Origin of the sequence: Quyinboa mangrovi, from assembly GCF_042219825.1 — a bacterium.
GTDB lineage: Bacteria > Bacteroidota > Bacteroidia > Bacteroidales > UBA5342 > JBHJHP01.
In genome coordinates this window covers 65,415-86,393 of the sequence record NZ_JBHJHQ010000009.1, presented here as the reverse complement: position 1 = coordinate 86,393, position 20,979 = coordinate 65,415, and the positions used below count along the sequence as shown (strand labels likewise).

Annotated in this window: 35 protein-coding genes; all 35 read left to right on the top strand. The window is 38.9% G+C overall.

Going from position 1 to position 20,979, the window contains the following annotated elements:
* Positions 1-219: 219 nt before the first annotated feature.
* The 35 genes from rpsL (at position 220) to ACE1ET_RS17945 (ending at position 20,929) form a co-directional block, all read left to right on the top strand.
* Positions 220-594 carry a 30S ribosomal protein S12 gene (rpsL, locus tag ACE1ET_RS18115; protein WP_375722142.1) on the top strand — a complete coding sequence of 125 codons (375 nt, stop codon included), beginning with the start codon at positions 220-222 and terminating at the stop codon, positions 592-594.
* 102 nt (positions 595-696) lie between these two features.
* The gene (rpsG, locus tag ACE1ET_RS18110; protein ID WP_375729832.1) at positions 697-1,173 is read left to right on the top strand and encodes a 30S ribosomal protein S7; all 477 of its coding nucleotides are present in this window, start codon (positions 697-699) and stop codon (positions 1,171-1,173) included.
* 37 nt (positions 1,174-1,210) lie between these two features.
* Positions 1,211-3,331: an elongation factor G gene (gene fusA / locus ACE1ET_RS18105; protein WP_375729831.1), complete on the top strand. Its 2,121-nt coding sequence runs from the start codon at positions 1,211-1,213 to the stop codon at positions 3,329-3,331.
* A gap of 12 nt (positions 3,332-3,343) precedes the next feature.
* Complete coding sequence (rpsJ, locus tag ACE1ET_RS18100; protein WP_027472457.1) at positions 3,344-3,649, top strand: 30S ribosomal protein S10; 306 nt, start codon at positions 3,344-3,346, stop codon at positions 3,647-3,649.
* A 20-nt stretch (positions 3,650-3,669) separates the two neighbouring features.
* Complete coding sequence (rplC, locus tag ACE1ET_RS18095) at positions 3,670-4,287, top strand: 50S ribosomal protein L3 (RefSeq protein ID WP_375729830.1); 618 nt, start codon at positions 3,670-3,672, stop codon at positions 4,285-4,287.
* Positions 4,287-4,916 carry a 50S ribosomal protein L4 gene (gene rplD, locus ACE1ET_RS18090; RefSeq protein WP_375729829.1) on the top strand — a complete coding sequence of 210 codons (630 nt, stop codon included), beginning with the start codon at positions 4,287-4,289 and terminating at the stop codon, positions 4,914-4,916. The genes rplC and rplD overlap by 1 nt, the downstream gene beginning before the upstream one ends.
* Positions 4,917-4,927: 11 nt before the next feature.
* Positions 4,928-5,218: a 50S ribosomal protein L23 gene (gene rplW / locus ACE1ET_RS18085; RefSeq protein WP_375729828.1), complete on the top strand. Its 291-nt coding sequence runs from the start codon at positions 4,928-4,930 to the stop codon at positions 5,216-5,218.
* A gap of 5 nt (positions 5,219-5,223) precedes the next feature.
* Positions 5,224-6,048, top strand: coding sequence for a 50S ribosomal protein L2 (gene rplB, locus ACE1ET_RS18080; protein WP_375729827.1), 825 nt, complete (start codon positions 5,224-5,226; stop codon positions 6,046-6,048).
* Between the two features lie 18 nt (positions 6,049-6,066).
* Complete coding sequence (rpsS, locus tag ACE1ET_RS18075; RefSeq protein WP_375729826.1) at positions 6,067-6,339, top strand: 30S ribosomal protein S19; 273 nt, start codon at positions 6,067-6,069, stop codon at positions 6,337-6,339.
* A gap of 28 nt (positions 6,340-6,367) precedes the next feature.
* A complete protein-coding gene (gene rplV / locus ACE1ET_RS18070) occupies positions 6,368-6,775 on the top strand; it encodes a 50S ribosomal protein L22 (RefSeq protein ID WP_375729825.1) in 408 nt (135 codons plus the stop codon).
* 7 nt (positions 6,776-6,782) lie between these two features.
* Positions 6,783-7,484, top strand: coding sequence for a 30S ribosomal protein S3 (rpsC, locus tag ACE1ET_RS18065; RefSeq protein WP_375729824.1), 702 nt, complete (start codon positions 6,783-6,785; stop codon positions 7,482-7,484).
* Between the two features lie 26 nt (positions 7,485-7,510).
* Entirely contained in the window at positions 7,511-7,933 is a 423-nt protein-coding gene (rplP, locus tag ACE1ET_RS18060; RefSeq protein WP_375722131.1) for a 50S ribosomal protein L16, read from the top strand.
* Between the two features lie 14 nt (positions 7,934-7,947).
* The gene (rpmC, locus tag ACE1ET_RS18055; protein ID WP_375729823.1) at positions 7,948-8,148 is read left to right on the top strand and encodes a 50S ribosomal protein L29; all 201 of its coding nucleotides are present in this window, start codon (positions 7,948-7,950) and stop codon (positions 8,146-8,148) included.
* A gap of 8 nt (positions 8,149-8,156) precedes the next feature.
* The gene (rpsQ, locus tag ACE1ET_RS18050) at positions 8,157-8,420 is read left to right on the top strand and encodes a 30S ribosomal protein S17 (protein ID WP_375729822.1); all 264 of its coding nucleotides are present in this window, start codon (positions 8,157-8,159) and stop codon (positions 8,418-8,420) included.
* A 2-nt stretch (positions 8,421-8,422) separates the two neighbouring features.
* Entirely contained in the window at positions 8,423-8,788 is a 366-nt protein-coding gene (gene rplN / locus ACE1ET_RS18045; protein WP_375729821.1) for a 50S ribosomal protein L14, read from the top strand.
* A 17-nt stretch (positions 8,789-8,805) separates the two neighbouring features.
* Positions 8,806-9,126 carry a 50S ribosomal protein L24 gene (gene rplX, locus ACE1ET_RS18040; RefSeq protein ID WP_375722127.1) on the top strand — a complete coding sequence of 107 codons (321 nt, stop codon included), beginning with the start codon at positions 8,806-8,808 and terminating at the stop codon, positions 9,124-9,126.
* Positions 9,126-9,674 (top strand): 50S ribosomal protein L5, encoded by a 549-nt coding sequence (gene rplE / locus ACE1ET_RS18035; RefSeq protein WP_375729820.1) that lies wholly within the window; start codon positions 9,126-9,128, stop codon positions 9,672-9,674. Before rplX ends, rplE begins: the two co-directional genes overlap by 1 nt.
* A gap of 15 nt (positions 9,675-9,689) precedes the next feature.
* Entirely contained in the window at positions 9,690-9,959 is a 270-nt protein-coding gene (rpsN, locus tag ACE1ET_RS18030) for a 30S ribosomal protein S14 (RefSeq protein WP_375729819.1), read from the top strand.
* A 63-nt stretch (positions 9,960-10,022) separates the two neighbouring features.
* Positions 10,023-10,418 (top strand): 30S ribosomal protein S8, encoded by a 396-nt coding sequence (rpsH, locus tag ACE1ET_RS18025; protein WP_375729818.1) that lies wholly within the window; start codon positions 10,023-10,025, stop codon positions 10,416-10,418.
* Between the two features lie 16 nt (positions 10,419-10,434).
* Entirely contained in the window at positions 10,435-10,986 is a 552-nt protein-coding gene (gene rplF / locus ACE1ET_RS18020) for a 50S ribosomal protein L6 (RefSeq protein WP_375729817.1), read from the top strand.
* An 18-nt stretch (positions 10,987-11,004) separates the two neighbouring features.
* Positions 11,005-11,364, top strand: coding sequence for a 50S ribosomal protein L18 (gene rplR, locus ACE1ET_RS18015; RefSeq protein ID WP_375729816.1), 360 nt, complete (start codon positions 11,005-11,007; stop codon positions 11,362-11,364).
* 5 nt (positions 11,365-11,369) lie between these two features.
* Positions 11,370-11,888, top strand: a complete 519-nt coding sequence (gene rpsE, locus ACE1ET_RS18010; RefSeq protein ID WP_375722121.1) for a 30S ribosomal protein S5 — start codon at positions 11,370-11,372, stop codon at positions 11,886-11,888.
* Between the two features lie 12 nt (positions 11,889-11,900).
* On the top strand, positions 11,901-12,086 hold the full coding sequence (gene rpmD, locus ACE1ET_RS18005; protein WP_375729815.1) for a 50S ribosomal protein L30: 186 nt from the start codon (positions 11,901-11,903) through the stop codon (positions 12,084-12,086).
* Positions 12,087-12,113: 27 nt separating this feature from the next.
* Positions 12,114-12,560, top strand: coding sequence for a 50S ribosomal protein L15 (gene rplO, locus ACE1ET_RS18000; RefSeq protein ID WP_375729814.1), 447 nt, complete (start codon positions 12,114-12,116; stop codon positions 12,558-12,560).
* A 4-nt stretch (positions 12,561-12,564) separates the two neighbouring features.
* Positions 12,565-13,908: a preprotein translocase subunit SecY gene (secY, locus tag ACE1ET_RS17995; protein ID WP_375729813.1), complete on the top strand. Its 1,344-nt coding sequence runs from the start codon at positions 12,565-12,567 to the stop codon at positions 13,906-13,908.
* A gap of 12 nt (positions 13,909-13,920) precedes the next feature.
* Positions 13,921-14,709, top strand: coding sequence for a type I methionyl aminopeptidase (map, locus tag ACE1ET_RS17990; RefSeq protein ID WP_375729812.1), 789 nt, complete (start codon positions 13,921-13,923; stop codon positions 14,707-14,709).
* Between the two features lie 4 nt (positions 14,710-14,713).
* The gene (infA, locus tag ACE1ET_RS17985) at positions 14,714-14,932 is read left to right on the top strand and encodes a translation initiation factor IF-1 (RefSeq protein ID WP_375722116.1); all 219 of its coding nucleotides are present in this window, start codon (positions 14,714-14,716) and stop codon (positions 14,930-14,932) included.
* Positions 14,933-14,952: 20 nt separating this feature from the next.
* Positions 14,953-15,069 carry a type B 50S ribosomal protein L36 gene (gene ykgO / locus ACE1ET_RS17980; RefSeq protein ID WP_375722115.1) on the top strand — a complete coding sequence of 39 codons (117 nt, stop codon included), beginning with the start codon at positions 14,953-14,955 and terminating at the stop codon, positions 15,067-15,069.
* A gap of 28 nt (positions 15,070-15,097) precedes the next feature.
* Positions 15,098-15,469 (top strand): 30S ribosomal protein S13, encoded by a 372-nt coding sequence (rpsM, locus tag ACE1ET_RS17975; RefSeq protein WP_375729811.1) that lies wholly within the window; start codon positions 15,098-15,100, stop codon positions 15,467-15,469.
* 22 nt (positions 15,470-15,491) lie between these two features.
* Positions 15,492-15,881 carry a 30S ribosomal protein S11 gene (gene rpsK, locus ACE1ET_RS17970; protein ID WP_375722113.1) on the top strand — a complete coding sequence of 130 codons (390 nt, stop codon included), beginning with the start codon at positions 15,492-15,494 and terminating at the stop codon, positions 15,879-15,881.
* 133 nt (positions 15,882-16,014) lie between these two features.
* Positions 16,015-16,620, top strand: coding sequence for a 30S ribosomal protein S4 (gene rpsD / locus ACE1ET_RS17965; protein ID WP_375729810.1), 606 nt, complete (start codon positions 16,015-16,017; stop codon positions 16,618-16,620).
* 11 nt (positions 16,621-16,631) lie between these two features.
* Entirely contained in the window at positions 16,632-17,624 is a 993-nt protein-coding gene (locus tag ACE1ET_RS17960) for a DNA-directed RNA polymerase subunit alpha (protein ID WP_375729809.1), read from the top strand.
* Positions 17,625-17,629: 5 nt separating this feature from the next.
* Positions 17,630-18,259, top strand: a complete 630-nt coding sequence (rplQ, locus tag ACE1ET_RS20675; RefSeq protein ID WP_473774482.1) for a 50S ribosomal protein L17 — start codon at positions 17,630-17,632, stop codon at positions 18,257-18,259.
* Positions 18,260-18,432: 173 nt separating this feature from the next.
* Positions 18,433-19,719 carry a phosphopyruvate hydratase gene (gene eno, locus ACE1ET_RS17950; protein WP_375729808.1) on the top strand — a complete coding sequence of 429 codons (1,287 nt, stop codon included), beginning with the start codon at positions 18,433-18,435 and terminating at the stop codon, positions 19,717-19,719.
* 133 nt (positions 19,720-19,852) lie between these two features.
* Entirely contained in the window at positions 19,853-20,929 is a 1,077-nt protein-coding gene (locus ACE1ET_RS17945) for a mannose-1-phosphate guanylyltransferase (RefSeq protein ID WP_375729807.1), read from the top strand.
* Positions 20,930-20,979: the final 50 nt, after the last annotated feature.

The following is a 20,979-nucleotide window of genomic DNA, read 5'->3' as shown; positions in this document are numbered from 1 at the left end:
ATATTCAGATCTTACATCTTTTATCTTGCGTCTTAAATCTTGTGTCTTATATCTTAAATCTTTTATAAAAGATTGCTTGCAGAACACAGTTTTATTATTACTTTTGCGCGGCTCAATATTAATTGAGTAAAAAAGCTGAAAGAGATTATTGTTTTTTCTAAAAAAACTCTATCTTTGCAGCCCGTTTTATAAACGTATAATATTAAAATTAGTGTATAAATGCCTACAATTCAACAATTAGTAAGAAAAGGACGTACTCAGATTGAGGAGAAAAGCAAGTCGCGTGCACTTGATTCCTGTCCTCAAAGAAGGGGTGTTTGCGTTAGGGTATATACCACTACTCCTAAGAAACCAAACTCTGCAATGCGTAAAGTTGCAAGGGTAAGGTTGACAAACGGAAAAGAGGTTAACGCATATATTCCGGGAGAAGGACACAACCTGCAGGAACACTCAATTGTTCTTGTACGTGGTGGTAGGGTGAAAGACTTACCTGGTGTTAGGTATCATCTTATCAGGGGTGCTCTTGATACAGCTGGTGTAGAAGGCCGTAATCAGAGACGTTCAAAATATGGTACTAAAAAACCTAAAAAATAGGATTTAGTAAATTTTAGCTTGGTTGAGTAAATAGTTTAACGAAACTGTTGAAGACTAACTCACAAGGCAACCCAATTCAAATTGAAATTAATTTAGAGGAAAATGAGAAAAGCAAAACCTAAAAAAAGGGTGCTGTTACCTGATCCGGTATACGGCGATGTTATGGTAACCCGCTTTGTTAACAACCTCATGAAGGATGGTAAAAAAAGTGTAGCCTATAAAATTTTCTATGGAGCACTTGACACAGTAAAAGAAAAACTTCCCAACGAAGAGAAATCTCCTCTCGATATCTGGAAACAAGCCCTCGAAAACATTACTCCTCAGGTAGAGGTGAAAAGCCGCCGTGTTGGTGGTGCAACATTCCAGGTTCCAACCGAAATTCGTCCAGACAGAAAACTTTCTATAGCAATGAAGAATCTGATCCTTTTTTCACAAAAAAGGAGCGGGAGATCTATGGCCGAAAAAATGGCTGCAGAAATCATTGCGGCATACAACGAAGAGGGTGGAGCATTCAAGAAGAAAGAGGATACTCATAAAATGGCAGAAGCTAACCGTGCATTTGCATTCTTTAGATTTTAATTTTTAAAGTATAAGAACGGTTAACAATTAAAAAGAAATGGCACAAGGAGATTTGAAATACAGAAGGAACATCGGTATCATGGCGCATATCGACGCTGGTAAAACAACCACTACCGAACGTATCCTTTTTTATACAGGTATTACGCATAAGATTGGAGAGGTGCATGATGGTGCCGCTACCATGGACTGGATGGAGCAGGAGCAGGAAAGAGGTATTACAATTACTTCTGCCGCAACTACCTGTTTCTGGAAGTACGATAACGAAGAATATAAAATTAATATTATTGACACCCCCGGACACGTTGACTTCACAGTTGAGGTTGAACGTTCTTTAAGGGTATTGGATGGTGCTGTAGCATTATTCTGTGCTGTTGGTGGTGTTGAACCTCAGTCTGAAACCGTTTGGCGTCAGGCTGATAAATACCATGTTCCAAGAATTGGTTTCGTAAACAAGATGGACCGTTCGGGAGCCGATTTTTACGAAGTTGTAACTCAGGTGCGTGAGGTATTGGGAGCTAATCCTGTGCCTTTGCAGATTCCTATCGGAGCTGAAGAAAACTTTAAGGGTGTAATTGACCTGATTGAAAACAAAGCGATCGTGTGGTTTGATGACGAAGCTTTGGGTGCAAGATATGAGTTGCAGGATATTCCTGCCGACATGGTTGATGAAGCAGCTGAATGGCGTGAAAAGCTGATTGAATCAGTTGCTGAATACGATGATGCATTATTGGAAAGATTCTTTGAAGATCCGGATTCTATAACCAAAGAAGAGATGTTGGTGGTTATTCGTAAGGCAACTATTGATATGACCATCGTTCCTATGCTTTGTGGATCCGCATTTAAAAATAAAGGTGTTCAGCGTTTGCTGGATGCTGTTATCGCATATCTGCCAAGTCCGCTTGACAATGGTAGTGCAACCGGTACTGATCCTGATGATCCTGAAAAGGAAATTGTAAGAAAGCCGGATGTGACAGAACCTACTGCTGCGCTGGCATTTAAAATTGCAACAGATCCATATGTGGGACGTCTTTGTTTCTTCCGTGTTTATTCAGGATCAATCAAAGCAGGTTCTTACATTTACAATTCACGTTCAGGTAAAAAGGAACGTATATCACGTCTTTACCAGATGCATTCCAATAAACAAAATGCACGCGAAGAAATCGCAGCCGGAGATATTGGAGCAGGTGTAGGGTTCAAGGATATCAGAACTGGTGATACCTTGTGTGATGAGAAACATAAAATCGCACTGGAATCTATGGAATTCCCGGAACCGGTTATCGGTATAGCGGTTGAACCAAAATCACAGAAGGATCTTGATAAGTTATCTGGTGGTTTGGCAAAACTGGCAGAGGAGGATCCTACTTTCCGCGTTAAGACTGATGAAGATTCAGGTCAGACAGTAATTTCAGGAATGGGTGAGTTGCACCTTGAAATTATTATTGACCGTTTAAGAAGAGAATTTAAAGTTGAGTGTAACCAGGGTAAACCTCAGGTTGCCTATAAAGAAAATATTTCGCAGACTGTTGATATCAGAGAAGTATTCAAAAAGCAGTCAGGTGGTCGTGGTAAGTTTGCCGATATTCTGGTAAAAGTTGGTCCGGCTGATCCCGATTTTGAAGGTTCGCTTCAGTTTGTGGATGAAATTAAAGGAGGTAACATTCCAAAAGAATTTATTCCTTCTGTGGAAAAAGGCTTTAAAACTGCCATGTCAAATGGGGTACTGGCCGGTTTCCCGGTAGAAAGAATAAAGGTTGTACTTTATGACGGTTCATTCCACCCTGTGGATTCAGATCAGTTATCGTTTGAAATTTGTGGTGTTCAGGCATTCAAACATGCCAGTGCAAAAGCAAAACCGGTACTGCTCGAGCCAATCATGAAGATAGAAGTAGTTACTCCGGAAGATTATATGGGAGACATCATTGCCGACCTTAATAAAAGAAGGGGGCAGGTTGAAGGTATGGAATCCAACAGATCAGGTGCACGGGTGGTTAAAGCTAAAGTGCCGTTAGCTGAAATGTTTGGATACGTAACAGCCCTGCGTACAATTTCATCTGGTAGAGCCACATCAACCATGGAGTTCTCACATTACGAAACAGTATCAGCTTCTATTGCAAAAGAAGTTGTTGCTGAAGCAAAAGGAAAAGTAGAGTTATTATAATAAAGCATAACCATGAGTCAGAAAATCAGGATCAAACTGAAATCTTACGATCATAATCTGGTAGACAAGTCTGCTGAAAAGATCGTTAAAACTGTAAAAACAACCGGTGCGGTTGTGAGCGGTCCAATTCCACTTCCAACTCACAAAAGAGTATTTACAGTTTTGCGCTCGACTTTCGTTAATAAAAAGTCGCGTGAACAGTTTCAATTAAGCTCTTACAAAAGGCTTATTGATATTTACAGCTCAACTGCCAAAACAATTGACGCACTCATGAAACTTGAGTTGCCAAGTGGTGTTGAGGTTGAAATTAAAGTGTGATAAATTAAAAAGTTTTTACAATGCCAGGAATTATTGGAAAAAAAATCGGAATGACTTCCGTTTTCAGTGCCGAGGGAAAGAATGTTCCATGCACTGTTATCGAAGCTGGCCCTTGTGTGGTTACACAAGTAAAGACAGTTGAGAACGATGGCTATAAAGCTGTTCAGCTGGGTTTTGCCGACAAAAAGGAAAAGTCGGCTACAAAACCTGAGATTGGACATGTGAAAAAAGCCAAAACATCACCAAAAAAAGCTTACCATGAATTTAAAACATTCAATGGTGAAATTAATCTGGGTGATGTAGTTACTGTTGAAGTATTTCAGGAAAACAGTTGGGTTGATGTTACCGGAACCTCTAAAGGAAAAGGTTTCCAGGGAGTTGTTAAGCGTCACGGATTTGGCGGTGTGGGTCAGTCTACTCATGGTCAGCATAACAGGCTGAGAGCCCCGGGTTCAATTGGTGCATCATCTTACCCGTCACGTGTTTTTAAAGGTATGCGCATGGCTGGTCAGAATGGGAATGAAACAGTAACCATTCAAAACCTGAGAGTGTTAAAGGTAATCCCTGAAAAGAACCTACTTGTAGTGAAAGGTTCTTTGCCGGGTGCTAAAGGTTCATTTGTAATAATTGATCAGTAATGAAACTCGCAGTATATAATATTAAAGGTGAAGATACTGGCAAGAAGATAGAACTTGCTGATTCGGTTTTTGGTGTTGAACCAAACGATCATGCCATTTATCTGGATGTTAAACAGTATTTGGCAAACCAGCGTCAGGGAACACACAAATCGAAAGAGAGAGGTGAAATAAGCGGAAGTACACGTAAAATCAAACGTCAGAAGGGTACCGGTACAGCGCGTGCAGGTAGCATTAAATCTCCTGTGTTTGTTGGTGGAGGTAGAGTTTTCGGTCCTCAGCCGCGTGATTACTCGTTCAAGTTAAACAAAAAGCTTAAAAGGTTAGCCCGTAAATCGGCATTGTCATATAAAGCTAAAAACAATGAAATTATTGTTTTGGAAGATTTCGCTTTTGAAGCGCCTAAAACAAAAAGCTTTATTGAATTAAAAGAAAACCTTAAAGTAGCTGATAAAAAGTCACTTCTGGTTTTGCCTGAAGTAAATAAAAATGTATATTTGTCGGCTCGCAATTTGCAGGATTCTAAAGTTGCAACTCTTTCAGGGTTAAATACTTACAGAATTATGAATTGCAAATGTTTAATGTTGACTACTTCAGCAGTAGAAGAAATTGGTAAAATGTTTAACGTATAGGAGAAAGAAAAATGGGAATTATAGTAAAACCTATCGTTACAGAAAAAATGACACAGCTTGGTGAAAAACTCAACAGGTTTGCGTTCATGGTAGATAAAAAAGCTAACAAGCTACAGATAAAAGATGCTGTTGAAGAATTGTATGACGTTACCGTTACTGACGTTAATACAATGAACTATAACGGTAAATTTAAAAGCCGTTATACAAAGTCGGGCGTTATATCTGGTAAGACCAATGCATTTAAAAAGGCAGTGGTTACATTGAAAGAAGGAGATACAATTGATTTTTATAGCAATATTTAATTAAAATGGCTGTACGTAAATTAAAGCCCATAACACCGGGGCAAAGACATAAGATTATTGGTGCATTCGATTCGATTACAGCGAGTGCTCCAGAAAAATCTCTTGTAACCGGTTCTTCAAAATCGGGTGGTCGTAATGCTACTGGCAAAATGACTATGCGATATATCGGTGGAGGACACAAGAGAAAATATCGTGTAATCGATTTTAAAAGAGAAAAAGACGGTGTTCCGGCAACAGTAAAATCAATCGAGTACGATCCGAACAGATCTGCACGTATTGCATTGCTGTTTTATGCCGATGGTGAAAAAAGATATATTGTTGCACCCAATGGCCTTGAAGTTGGTCAGGTTCTTAACTCAGGTGAAAATGCAGCTCCGGAAATCGGAAATGCATTACCACTTGCCAAAATTCCTTTGGGAACCGTAGTTCATAACATCGAGTTGCGTCCGGGCCAGGGAGCTGCATTAGTTCGCTCTGCAGGAACATTTGCTCAGCTTACCTCCAGGGATGGTGACTATGCGATTGTTAAACTGCCGTCAGGAGAATCCAGAATGATCCTTACAACTTGTAAAGCAACAATTGGTAGCGTTGGAAACTCTGACCATGCACTTGAAAGATCCGGTAAAGCCGGTCGTTCACGTTGGCTGGGAAGAAGACCAAGAGTACGAGGTGTTGTAATGAACCCTGTAGATCACCCGATGGGTGGTGGTGAAGGACGTTCATCAGGAGGACATCCACGCTCCAGAAAAGGTGTACTTGCTAAAGGTTACAAAACCCGTGACAAGAAAAAGGCATCTGAGAAATATATTGTTGAAAGAAGGAAAAAATAAAGAGTTAATTAATTTGTTATGAGCCGATCGTTAAAAAAAGGACCATATATTAACTATAAGCTGGAGAAAAAAGTACTGGCAATGAATGAAAGCGGAAAGAAATCCGTGATTAAAACATGGGCACGTGCTTCAATGATCTCTCCTGATTTTGTAGGACATACAATTGCCGTACATAATGGTAATAAGTTCATTCCGGTTTATGTTACAGAAAACATGGTAGGTCATAAACTTGGAGAATTTGCTCCAACTCGTACATTTAGAGGTCATGGCGCTGATAAGAAAAAAAGATAAGCGCAATAACTAGTAAAAATCAGAGAAAATGGGTGCACGAAAAAGAATAAGAGCCGAAAAAATAAAGGAAGCAAAAAAGCAGGTAAGTTTTGCCAAGCTTAATAATGTTCCTACTTCTCCAAGGAAAATGAGGCTGGTTGCCGATATGATCCGTGGCATGGAAGTGAACAAAGCTTTGGATGTCCTGCGGTTTTCATCTAAGGAAGCTTCCAACAGAATGGAGAAGTTACTCCGTTCAGCTATCGCAAACTGGGAACAAAAAAATGAAGGTGTGCGTGTTGAGGACAGTAACCTTTTTGTAAAAGAGGTTATGGTTGATTCAGGAAGAGTACTGAAAAGACTCCGTCCTGCTCCTCAGGGAAGAGCTTACCGTATCAGGAAGCGTTCAAACCACGTAACCTTAGTAGTTGACAGTAAAGAAGAAACACAAAATTAATTGCCAAATGGGACAGAAAGTAAATCCGATAAGTAACAGGTTAGGAATCATTAGAGGCTGGGACTCGAACTGGTTCGGAGGTAATGACTACGGAGATAAGATTGTAGAGGATACAAAGCTTCGTAAATACCTCAATGCTCGTCTGGCAAAGGCAAGTGTTTCTAAGATTGTAATTGAAAGAACTCTTAAGCTCATTACCATTACTGTATGTACTGCCCGTCCGGGTATTATTATTGGTAAAGGTGGTCAGGAAGTTGACAAACTGAAAGAAGAGCTTAAAAAGATTACTGATAAAGAAGTTCAGATAAATATTTTTGAAGTTAAGCGTCCTGAATTAGATGCTATTATCGTTGGAAACAACATAGCTCGCCAGCTCGAAGGAAGGATAGCTTATCGTCGTGCCATTAAAATGGCTATTGCATCGGCAATGCGTATGGGTGCTGAAGGAATTAAGGTTCAGATCTCAGGACGTTTGAATGGTGCAGAGATGGCACGCTCTGAAACATACAAGGAGGGCCGTATACCTTTGCATACTTTCAGGGCTGACGTCGATTTTGCTCAGGCAGAAGCGTTAACTAAAACGGGATTAATCGGTATTAAGGTATGGATTTGCAAAGGTGAAGTTTATGGTAAGAGAGACCTTTCTCCAAACTTCACTGTAGCTAAAGAGAATGCCGGAGGACGTAAGTTCCGTAAAAAGAGAAAGTAATCGTTAACTATTGAAATCAGAAAACGATGTTACAACCAAAAAAGACAAAGTTTAGAAGACAGCAGAAAGGCAAAATGAAAGGTAATGCACAGCGGGGAAACCAGCTGGCCTTTGGTTCTTTCGGAATCAAATCATTACAATCAAAATGGCTTACTGGTCGTCAGATAGAAGCAGCAAGGGTAGCTGTTACACGTTACATGCAAAGACAAGGTCAGATATGGATTCGTGTATTTCCCGATAAGCCCATTACTAAAAAGCCTGCAGAGGTAAGGATGGGTAAAGGTAAAGGTTCTCCGGAAGGTTTTGTTGCACCTGTTACTCCAGGTAGAATTATCATTGAAGTTGAAGGTGTACCTTTTGATGTAGCTAAAGAGGCATTGCGTCTTGCAGCTCAGAAGCTTCCTGTTACAACAAAGTTTGTGGTTCGCCGCGATTATGTTCAAAATTAAATGACTAATTAGAAATGAAAGCGAGGGAATTAAAAGATTTAGAATCAAAGGAGTTACAGGAACGTTTGGAAACTGAAGTGGACAATCTTGCCAAGATGAAGATTAACCACAGCATTTCTCCTTTAGATAATCCATCAAAAATTAAAGAAAGTCGCAAGACAATAGCCCGTATTAAAACAGAGCTCCGTCTGCGTGAAATTAACGAAGTAAAATAGTTTGACTGATGGAAGAAGTTAAAAGAAATATCCGTAAAGAGCGTGTAGGTGTTGTTGTTAGCGACAAGATGGATAAGACCGTTGTTGTAGCTGTAAAATGGAAAGAAAAACACCCCATCTATGGTAAATTTGTGAACAAGACAAAGAAATACCATGCACACGACGAAGAGAATACCTGTGGTATTGGTGATACCGTAAAAATTATGGAAACCAGGCCATTGAGTAAGACAAAAAAATGGAGATTAGTAGAAATAATCGAAAGAGCTAAGTAATCATGATACAGCAAGAAAGCAGACTTACAGTAGCCGATAACAGTGGTGCAAAAGAAGCTCTTTGTATCCGCGTACTCGGTGGAACCGGAAAACGATATGCATCGGTAGGTGATACAATTGTTGTTACAGTAAAAAGCGCTATTCCTTCAAGCGACCTTAAAAAAGGTACAGTAAGTAAGGCCATTATTGTAAGAACAAAAAAGGAAGTGCGCCGTCAGGATGGTTCATACATTCGCTTCGATGATAATGCATGTGTATTGCTTAATAATGTAGGTGAAATGAGAGGTAGCCGTATTTTCGGTCCTGTAGCTCGTGAAGTGAGAGCTAAAAACATGAAAATTGTTTCTCTGGCACCTGAAGTACTTTAATTTTTAAATGCAAGACAATGTCTAAGAAATTACATATCAAAAAAGGCGACACAGTTTTTGTAAATTCTGGAGAAGATAAAGGGAAAAAAGGACGTGTGCTTGAGGTTAACGTAAAAGAAGGCCGTGCCATCGTTGAAGGTGTGAACATGGTTTCAAAGCATACAAAACCAAACGCAGAAAGTCCTCAGGGTGGAATCATTAAGAAAGAAGCCCCGGTCAATATTTCCAAGCTTAATGTCGTAGATCCTTCAGGTAATCCAACCAGAATCGGTCGCCGTCTGAATGACAAAGGTAAACTAGTGCGTTATTCTAAAAAATCTGGGGAGGAAATTAAGTAATGAGCTATACTGTAGCACTTAAAAAGGATTATGCCGAACGAATTACTCCGGCATTGAAAAAAGAGTTTGGGTACAAAAGCGTGATGCAGGTGCCTAAATTAGAAAAAATCGTGATCAACATGGGTATGGGATCAGCGATTGCTGACAAAAAACTCATTGATGTTGCTATAGCTGAATTAACCAACATTACCGGTCAGAAAGCTGTAGCTACCTATTCAACAAAAGACATTTCTAACTTTAAATTAAGGAAGAAGATGCCGATTGGGGTACGGGTAACATTGCGTCGCGAAAAGATGTATGAATTCCTTGAAAGACTGATTCGTGTGGCTTTGCCTCGTATCCGCGACTTTCAGGGTATTAAAAGTAAACTTGACGGAAAAGGTAACTATACACTCGGAATTGAGGAACAAATTATCTTTCCAGAAATTAATATCGACGGTATAAGCAAAATTCTCGGTATGAATATTACTTTTGTGACTTCCGCCGCAACAGATGAGGAAGCATTTGCTTTACTGAAAGAGTTTGGTTTACCATTTAAGAAAAAATAATAAAGAGAAAGATCAATGGCTAAGGAATCAATGAAAGCACGTGAGGTGAAACGCGCAAAAATGAATGCAAAGTACGCCGCAAAACGTGAAAGACTTAAAGCCGAAGGCGATTTCGTAGGGTTACAAAAATTACCTAAAAATTCATCGCCCGTAAGATTACATAACAGATGCAAATTAACAGGCCGTCCAAAAGGGTATATGCGTCAGTTTGGTATTTCAAGGATTCAGTTCCGCGAAATGGCTGCTGCAGGACTTATTCCGGGTGTTAAAAAAGCAAGCTGGTAAAAAAGAAATGAGAGTTAGTTAAATATTGTCCCGATAATCGGGATCAATTTAATTTAATGTAGTATGACAGATTCAATAGCAGATTTCCTGACAAGAATCAGGAACGCAATTATGGCAAAACACAGGGTTGTAGAAATCCCGGGATCGAACCTGAAAAGGGAGATGACCAAGATTTTATACGACAAAGGTTACATCTTAAACTACAAGTTTATAGATGATGGATTACAGGGTATAATTAAAATCGCCCTCAAGTACGATCCGGAAACTAAGGTTAACGCAATTAAAGCAATTAAGCGTGTCAGCCGTCCGGGTTTACGTAAGTATACTAGTTACCGTGAAGTACCACGGGTTTTAAATGGTTTGGGTATTGCGATTTTATCTACTTCGCAGGGTGTATTAACTGACAAAGAAGCCCGTGCAAAGCGCATTGGTGGTGAAGTCTTATGCTTTGTTTATTAATTAAGGAGGATTTTCAATGTCACGAATAGGAAAAGCACCGATAGATATACCAGCTGGCGTAACAGTAACCGTTAAAGATAGCGATATTACTGTTAAAGGGCCCAAAGGAGAATTGACGCAAACCTTAAAGCCGAGTATCAGCGTACAGGTTGATGGTAACCAGGTTGTGTTAGATAGAGCAACTGAAGAGAAACAGGATAAAGCATTACATGGTTTATCAAGATCTCTCATTAATAATATGATCGTTGGAGTTTCTGAAGGTTATAAAAAAGAACTTGAACTGGTTGGTGTAGGTTACAGAGCCTCAAATCAGGGTCAGATTCTTGAATTATCATTAGGTTATTCTCACAACATCTATCTCGAACTTCCGGGAGAAGTTAAGTTAGAAACTAAAAGTGAAAGGAACCAAAATCCTTTGATAACACTTGAAAGCTGTGATAAACAACTTATTGGACAGGTAGCAGCCAAGATTCGTTCATTCCGTAAACCGGAACCTTATAAAGGAAAAGGTATCAGGTTTAAAGGTGAACATATTCGTCGTAAGGCTGGTAAATCTGCTAAAGTGTAACCGTTAAACAAGGAAACTATGGCATTTGATAAAGTTAAAAGAAGAGAAAGAATAAAAAGACGTGTTAGGAAGATTGTTTCCGGTACAGCTGAAAGGCCACGTCTTACAGTCTTTAGAAGTAACAAGCAGATCTATGTACAGGTAATAGATGATTTGGCAGGTAAAACATTGTTTGCTGCATCGTCTGTTGACAAAGAGCTGGCTGGTAAAGAGTTTAAAACTAAAATTGAAGAGGCAGCGGCTGTGGGTGAATTAATCGCTCAACGTGCAACAAAAGCCGGTATTGATTCATGTGTGTTCGACAGAAACGGATATTTGTATCACGGAAGGGTTAAGAGCCTGGCGGATGGTGCACGTAAAGGAGGACTTAATTTCTAATAACTATGGCAGGATTAGTACAAAAAGTTAAAACAACAAGCGATCTTGATTTAAAAGACAGACTTGTAGCAATCAACAGGGTTACCAAAGTAACAAAAGGTGGACGTACCTTTAGTTTTTCTGCCATTGTTGTTGTAGGAGATGAAAACGGAATTGTAGGATGGGGATTAGGTAAAGCTAATGAGGTTACAACAGCTATTTCAAAAGGTGTTGAAGCTGCAAAGAAAAACCTGATTAAAGTACCGGTTAAAAACGGAACCATTCCTCACGAACAGATTGCTAAATATGGTGGTGCAACGGTATTTATGAAGCCAGCGTCTCACGGTACCGGTGTTAAGGCAGGAGGTGCGATGCGTGCTGTACTTGAAAGTGTAGGTGTAAAAGACGTTTTGGCTAAGTCAAAAGGTTCATCAAACCCGCACAACCTTGTAAAAGCTACCATTGAGGCATTAAAGGAGTTAAGAGATGCTGAAACTGTTGCAAAATTGCGCAGTGTTTCGCTCGATAAAGTGTTTAACGGATAATAACCTGGTACGATGGCTAAAAAAGCAAAAATCAAAATCAAGCAAGTCAAAAGTGGAATTGATTGTCCTGAAAAGCAAATCAGAACTTTAAGGGCTTTAGGAATTCGTAAATTGCACCAGGTTGTTGAGAAAGATGCCACACCGGAAATTCTTGGGATGGTAGATAAAGTGAAACACCTGGTTGAAGTAGTAAAGTAATTGATAATCCTTTAACAGAATATAAAAATGGATTTAAGTAATTTAAAACCGGCTAATGGCTCAACCAAATCACGTAAGCGTATCGGTCGCGGACAGGGTTCCGGACATGGAGGTACTTCAACACGTGGTCACAAAGGAGCTAAATCACGTTCCGGTTATTCTAAAAAGATCGGTTTTGAAGGTGGACAGATGCCTTTGCAACGCCGTGTTCCTAAATTTGGATTCAAAAACATCAATCGTGTAGAATACAAAAGTATTAATGTAAATACACTTCAGGCCTTGGCTGAGGCAAAAAAACTGGATAAAATTGATATTCAGGCATTGCAGGAAGCCGGACTGGTTTCGAAGAATGATCTTGTTAAAATTCTTGGAAACGGTGCTATTTCATTAAAGGTAGAAGTAACTGCACATGCATTTTCTAAAAAGGCTGTAGAACTTATAGAGGCTGCAGGCGGAACTGTTGTAAAACTTTAATTTCATGAAGAAGCTAATTCAGACATTAAAGAATATCTGGAGTATCGAGGATCTGAGAGCTCGAATTATTTCCACTTTAGGTTTCTTACTCATTTACAGGTTTGGTTCATTCGTGGTATTACCAGGTATTGATCCGGCCCATCTTGAAGCATTAAAAAGTCAGACTGCGAGCGGTGTGTTAGGTATCCTTGATATGTTTTCAGGAGGTGCCTTCTCCAATGCATCAGTCTTTGCATTAGGTATCATGCCTTATATCTCGGCTTCAATTGTAATCCAGTTATTAGGTATTGCTGTACCTTATTTCCAGAGATTGCAGCGTGAAGGAGAAAGTGGAAGAAGAAAAATTAATCAGATCACACGATATCTAACTGTCCTTATTCTTGTTGTACAGGCTCCTTCATATCTTGTGAATTTGTACAGCCAGTTACCGGCTGAAGCGTTTGCGATGACCGGTATATGGTTTAAGGTATCATCAACCATAATTCTTACTGCCGGAACCATGTTTATTATGTGGCTGGGAGAAAAGATAACTGATAAAGGGATTGGAAACGGTATTTCGCTGATCATTATGATTGGTATCATTGCCCGTCTTCCGTTTGCATTTGTTGGTGAAGTTGGTTCAAGGTTTACAGAAACAGCAGGTGGTGGTTTGGTTATGTTACTGATCGAGCTTGTTGTTCTGCTTGCCGTAATTGGTGCTTCTATTCTTTTGGTTCAGGGAACCAGAAAGGTACCTGTACAGTATGCAAAACGAATTGTTGGAAATAAACAATATGGAGGTGTAAGACAGTATATTCCTTTAAAGGTAAATGCTGCTGGTGTGATGCCGATCATTTTTGCCCAGGCAATTATGTTCCTTCCGGTAACAATTGCAGGTTTTTCACAGAGTGAAAGTATGACTGCTTTTGCAACTGCATTTGCAAATCCTTTAGGATGGGTATATAACTTAACTCAGGCAATCCTGATTATTGCATTTACCTATTTTTATACTGCTATTACGATTAATCCAAACCAGATGGCTGAGGATATGAAGAGAAATGGTGGTTTTATTCCTGGCGTAAAACCAGGTAAAAAGACTGCAGATTTTCTGGATTCGGTAATGTCGAAAATTACATTGCCCGGATCATTCTTCCTGGCGGGTGTTGCTATTCTTCCCGCATTTGCAATGATGGCTGGTGTTACGCAGCAATTTGCATATTTTTATGGAGGAACCTCACTACTCATCATGGTTGGTGTTGTTTTAGATACTCTTCAGCAGATTGAAAGTCATTTGTTGATGAGGCATTACGATGGTTTGATGAAGACAGGAAGGATTAAAGGCCGTACCGGTGGTGCTGCTGCCTTCTAAAACGTTCTTTTAATGATTTATTTAAAAACGGACGAGGAAATAGAACTCCTGAGGGAGAGTAACCTTTTGGTTTCAAGAACACACGCAGAAGTTGCAAAGCGTATTGAACCGGGTATTTCAACTCTTGAGCTTGACAGGATCGCTGAAGAATTCATCAGGGATCACCATGCTGAACCTGCTTTTTTAGGTTATGGCGGATTTCCTAATACCTTATGTATGTCCGTTAATGATATGGTTGTGCACGGCATACCTTCCGAATACAGATTAAAAGAGGGAGATATTGTTTCGGTGGACTGCGGTGTTGTTAAAAACGGTTTTTATGGCGATTCAGCTTATACCTTTACAGTAGGAGAAGTTGATGAATCAGTTAAAAAACTGCTAAGAACAACAAAAGAAGCCTTGTATAAAGGCATTGAAATGGCAGTTTCAGGAAACAGGCTTGGAGATGTAGGTTATACAATACAGAAGCATTGTGAAAAAAATGGCTATTCTGTAGTTCGGGAAATGGTAGGACACGGTGTTGGTAGAAATCTTCACGAAAAACCTGAAGTGCCAAATTATGGTCAGAAGGGACGTGGGGTGCTACTTAAATCGGGTATGGTAATTGCAATTGAACCGATGATCAACTTGGGAAAGAAAGAGATTTTTCTGGAAAGTGATAACTGGACGATTCGCACAAAAGATCACCAGCCTTCGGCTCATTTTGAACATACCATTGCCATAAGAAAAGGTAAAGCCGATATCTTATCAACCTTTGATTATATCGAAGAAGTATTAAACGAACGAAATATAAAAATTTAAATTTATGTCCAAACAGGCTTCTATAGAGCAAGATGGTACAATAATTGAAGCATTGTCTAACGCAATGTTCCGGGTTGAGCTGGAGAATGGTCATGTGATCACAGCCCATATTTCTGGTAAAATGCGCATGCACTATATCAGAATACTGCCTGGAGATAAAGTTAAGGTTGAAATGTCTCCCTATGATTTAACCAAGGGGAGGATAACATTCAGATATAAATAATTTTTAAAAGATAGAGGAAGATGAAAGTTAGAGCATCAGTTAAGAAACGCTCACCCGAATGTAAGATCGTAAGGAGAAAAGGGCGTCTGTATGTAATTAATAAAAAGAATCCCAAGTTTAAACAACGTCAGGGATAATTAACTAATTTTGCAAAAATTTTAAGAAATGGCTATACGTATAGTTGGTGTTGACCTTCCGCAAAACAAAAGAGGTGAGATTGCTCTCACTTACATATTCGGAATTGGAAAGAGCAAAGCTCAGCAGATTCTGGAATTAGCAGGTGTTGATCGTAACATTAAAGTAGAAGACTGGACAGATGATCAGATTGCCGGCGTAAGGAAAGCTATCGCTGAAACCACAAAGGTTGAAGGTGAATTGAGATCAGAAATTCAGTTAAACATTAAACGTTTAATGGATATTGGTTGCTACAGAGGCATTCGTCACCGTATCGGACTTCCTGTTCGTGGGCAGTCAACAAAAAATAATGCGCGTACCCGTAAAGGTAAACGTAAGACTGTAGCAAATAAGAAAAAGTAAACAGTAACATTTATATAAGGTTATGGCAAAAAAGTCAGGAACTCAAAGAAAGAGAAAAGTTAAAGTTGAGGCTACGGGTCAGGCTCACATCCATTCTTCCTTTAACAATATCATTGTTTCCTTAACAAACAGTGATGGGCAGGTTATTTCATGGTCATCAGCCGGGAAAATGGGATTCAGAGGTTCAAAAAAGAACACGCCTTATGCAGCGCAGGTTGCAGCTCAGGATTGTTCAAAAGTAGCATACGATCTGGGTCTTAGAAAAGTAAGAGTTTTTGTAAAAGGACCTGGTAACGGAAGAGAATCTGCAATTCGTACTATCCACAGCAGTGGTATTGAGGTATCAGAAATTGTTGACGTTACACCAATTCCACACAATGGATGTCGTCCTCCTAAAAGAAGGAGAGTATAATTAATAAATTGTTTTAGATTTTATCTTTTGAATAGTGAATTGATTGCATGATTCTTCCTCTCTGTAATCGCGGCTGCAATCCATATTCATAGCGTAAAATCAAAATTTAAAATCAAAGCAAAAAAGTAATACAATGGCAAAGTATATCGGACCAAAGTCTAAAATTGCAAGGAAGTTTGGAGAACCAATCTTCGGACCAGACAAAGTTTTAAATAAAAGAAACTATCCTCCTGGACAGCACGGTAACAACAGGAGAAGGAAAACAACTGAATATGGAGATCAGTTGAAAGAAAAACAAAAAGCAAAATACACCTATGGTGTACTGGAAAAACAATTCCGTAACACCTTTCAGAAGGCTCATCGCAAAAAAGGTATTACCGGTGAAATTTTGCTTCAGTTGCTCGAAAGCAGACTTGATAATGTGGTTTACCGTTTAGGTATTGCACCTACAAGAGCAGCAGCAAGGCAGCTGGTTGGACATCGTCACATTATTGTGGATGGTAAAATTGTGAATATTCCGTCTTACTCTGTAAAACCGGGTCAGATTATCGGTGTTCGCGAAAGATCTAAATCTCTTTTAGTAGTCACTGAATCATTAAGTGGTGAAAATCACTCTAAATATTCATGGTTAGAGTGGGATGAAAATTCTGTTAGCGGTAAATATTTGAATGTACCTGCAAGAGAAGACATACCCGAAAATATTAAGGAACAATTGATCGTTGAATTGTACTCTAAATAAAAATTTAGTATATGGCTATATTAGCATTTCAAAAACCCGATAAGGTAATCATGCTGGAATCAGATGACAGATTCGGTAAATTCGAATTTCGTCCATTGGAACCAGGATATGGAATTACCATAGGTAACGCGTTAAGGCGTATTTTGCTTTCATCACTCGAAGGATTTGCTATTACCTCTATAAAAATTGAAGGTGTTGAACACGAATTCTCAACAATTCCTGGTGTAATGGAAGATGTTGTGGAAATAGTACTTAACTTCAAACAGGTTCGCCTTCGTCGCTTGGTAGATGAAGTAGAAAGTGAAAAAGTTACTGTAAATGTAACCGGTTCTAAAGAGTTTAAAGCTGGTGATATCAGTAAGTTTCTTACCGGTTTTGAAGTGCTGAATCCAGAATTGGTAATTTGCAGAATGGATGAAGGAGTAAATCTTTCAGTTGATATCACTATCAACAAGGGGCGTGGTTATGTTCCCGCTGTGGAGAATACTCCTGCTACAGAAGAATTCGGTTTAATTCCAATTGATTCTATTTATACGCCAATCAAAAATGTGAAGTATTATATTGAGAACTACAGGGTAGAGCAGAAGACTGACTATGAAAAGCTGGTTCTTGAAATTACTTCAGACGGATCAATTCATCCGAAGGAAGCTTTAAAGGAAGCTGCAAAGATTCTTATTTATCATTTCATGTTGTTTTCTGATGAACGTATTACGCTTGATACGGATGAGAAAAACGGCGCTGAAGAATTTGATGAAGAAGTATTGCATATGCGTCAGCTTCTGAAGACAAAACTGACTGACATGGATCTTTCTGTCAGAGCACTTAATTGTCTTAAAGCTGCCGATGTAGAAACACTTGGAGACTTAGTTGTTTTCAATAAAAACGACTTATTGAAATTCAGAAACTTCGGTAAGAAATCATTGACCGAATTGGAAGAATTACTTGTATCCTTAAGTTTGACATTCGGCATGGATATCAGTAAGTACAAACTTGACAAAGAGTAATTAAAATGAGACACAGGAAGAAGTTCAATCATTTAGGAAGAACAACATCTCACAGAAAGGCGATGCTATCAAACATGGCTGTTTCTTTGATAAAACATAAAAGAATTCACACAACTTTAGCAAAAGCTAAAGCACTTAAGGTTTTTATTGAGCCGATCATTACTAAAAGTAAAAATGATACCACTCACTCAAGAAGAACTGCATTCAGCTATTTGAAAGACAAAGAGGCTGTCGCAATTTTATTCAGAGAAGTATCTGAAAAAGTAGCTCAGAGACCAGGTGGTTACACACGTATTCTAAAAACAGGAAACCGTATTGGTGATAATGCTGAAATGTGTTTTATCGAGCTGGTAGACTTCAATGAGAATATGCTGGAATCTACTTCAACTAAAAAATCTTCAAGAAGAAGAAGGTCTTCATCCAAGAAAAAAGCTGAAGCTGCTCCTGCTGCAGATGTAAAAGCAAAGGCAGAAGTAAAAGAAGAGGTTAAGGATGATGTAGTAGTAGAAGAAAAAGAGGTTGCTGCCGCAGAACCGGAAGTTAAATCTGAAGAGGAAGTTAAGGAGCCGGAAGCACAAGCTGATGGTACTTCCGAAGATGCTTCAGAAAACGAAGAAGAGAAAAAAGAAGAGTAGTTTTAAAGCTACGTTAAGAACCTATAAAGGGGTGCAAATTTTGCACCCCTTTTTTAATGTTTTTTCATTTTTTAAGTTGAGTAATAATTTCTAAATAAGTAACTTTGGGGTGCTCAAAAATTGAGCCCGAAGAATCTGAAATTATTAATTGTTTTAATATAAATCATTAGATTATGTCAGAGATTGTAAGTATTCATGCACGTGAAATTCTGGACTCACGTGGTAATCCGACTCTAGAAGTAGAAGTATTAACAGCCAGTGGTGCAACAGGTCGTGCAGCTGTTCCATCAGGAGCATCAACAGGTGAAAATGAAGCCCTGGAATTACGTGATGGTGATAAAAGCCGTTACCTTGGAAAAGGTGTTTTAAAAGCCGTTGAGAATGTAAATTCAAAAATTGCGGAAGAAATTATTGGTATGGATGTAACTGATCAGGTAGGTATTGACAAAGCAATGCTTGCACTGGACGGTACCAAAACCAAAAGCAATCTTGGTGCAAATGCTATGTTAGGTGTTTCTCTTGCTGTGGCTAAGGCTGCTGCTGATCTTTTAGGAATGCCTTTATACCGTTATATCGGAGGAACTAATACAACTGTTCTTCCCGTTCCGATGATGAATATCATCAATGGAGGTTCACACTCAGATGCACCTATTGCGTTCCAGGAATTCATGATTCGTCCTGTAGGCGCACCATCTTTTAAAGAAGGTTTAAGGATGGGTGCGGAAGTATTCCATGCTCTTAAATCAATTATTAAGGGTAAAGGATTAAGTACTGCAGTTGGTGATGAAGGAGGATTTGCTCCTAACTTCTCAGGAGGTACCGAAGAAGCTCTGGACAGTGTGATTGAAGCAATTAAAAAAGCCGGTTATGAGCCTGGTAAGGATGTAACAATTGCACTTGACTGTGCTTCATCTGAATTCTTCAAGGACGGTATTTACGATTATTCTAAATTTGAAGGTCCTAATGGTGCTAAAAGAAATTCTACAGAACAAGCTGATTATCTTGCTGAATTGATCGCAAAATATCCAATTGATTCAGTAGAAGATGGTTGTGATGAAGGTGACTGGGATGGTTGGAAAATTCTTACAGATAAATTAGGGGATAAAGTTCAGCTAGTAGGTGATGACCTGTTTGTGACCAACGTTGAATTCCTGAAAAAAGGAATTGAATTAGGTTGTGCAAACTCTATTTTAATTAAAGTAAATCAGATTGGCACATTAACCGAAACACTGGATGCAATTGAAATGGCACACAGACATGGTTATACATCTGTAACTTCACACCGTTCAGGTGAAACTGAAGATGCAACAATTGCTGATATTGCAGTTGCTACTAACAGTGGCCAGATTAAAACAGGTTCAATGAGTCGTTCCGACAGGATGGCTAAATACAACCAGTTACTTCGTATTGAAGAAGAATTGGGTGATAGCGCCGTTTATGGGTATAAAAGGGTAAAGTAATTATTGAACGCTATATTTGAAAGCCATCCGCCATCTGTCGGATGGCTTTTTTTATTAACGTTTCTTTAGTATAATCCATTTGATATCCCAATAAAAAAGTGTTAATTTGGGAAACATCAAAAGTGTATATAACATGAAAAATGCTTATTGTGTGATTATGGCCGGAGGTATTGGAAGTCGCTTCTGGCCTCTAAGTAAAACTCAGAAACCTAAACAATTCCTTGATATCCTAGGAACTGGAAGAACTCTAATCCAGCAAACTTTCGACAGATTTCATAAGTTAATGCCATCGGAAAATATATATGTTGTTTCCAATAAAATATATAAGGATATTATACTGGAACAGTTACCGGAGTTGACAGAGGAACAGGTACTTTTGGAACCTGCAATGCGTAATACGGCACCATGTATTGCATATGCAACATATAAAATTATGTCGAAGGATCCGGATGCAAATTTTGTTGTTGCTCCATCGGATCACTTGATATTAAAGGAGGAGGAATTTATCAGAAATATTTCTGATGGTTTGAAGTTTACTGAGGAAAGTGGTAATCTTTTAACCTTGGGAATTAAACCTTCCAGGCCGGAGACAGGTTACGGCTATATTCAGATTAAAGTAAATGAGGAAGGTTCTGACTCGATCTTTAATGAAGTAAAAACATTTACTGAAAAGCCTGATCTGGAGTTGGCGAAAGTTTTTCTTGAAAGTGGGGACTTTTATTGGAATTCGGGCATCTTTCTCTGGAAAGGTGATGCAATTCTTACCGCGTTTAACAAATATCTGACGGATGTAGCACATAAATTCGCTGAAGGGAAAAGCTTGTATTACACCCAAAAGGAGCAGGCATTTATTGAAGAGGCCTATCCAAGCTGTAAAAATATTTCTATAGATTATGGGATCATGGAAAAGGCCGACAATGTTTATGTTTTGTGTGCAGATTTTGGCTGGTCTGATTTGGGTACCTGGGGATCTTTGTATGATCAGTTACCTAAGGATGATGATGCAAATGCATCAAATAAAAAGGTTTTTATGTACGATTCAAAAAATAACCTGATCAATGTACCAGAGGATAAAATTGTGGTACTACAGGGGTTGGAAGATTTCATCGTGGTTGAATCAGACGATACGCTTCTTATATGTAAGATGTCAGAAGAACAAAGAATAAAGCATTTTGTGAACGATGTAAAACTTGAGCTAGGGACAGATTGAAATTAAAAGTTATTATACAATAAAAAAGCCGGTTAATACCGGCTTTTTTA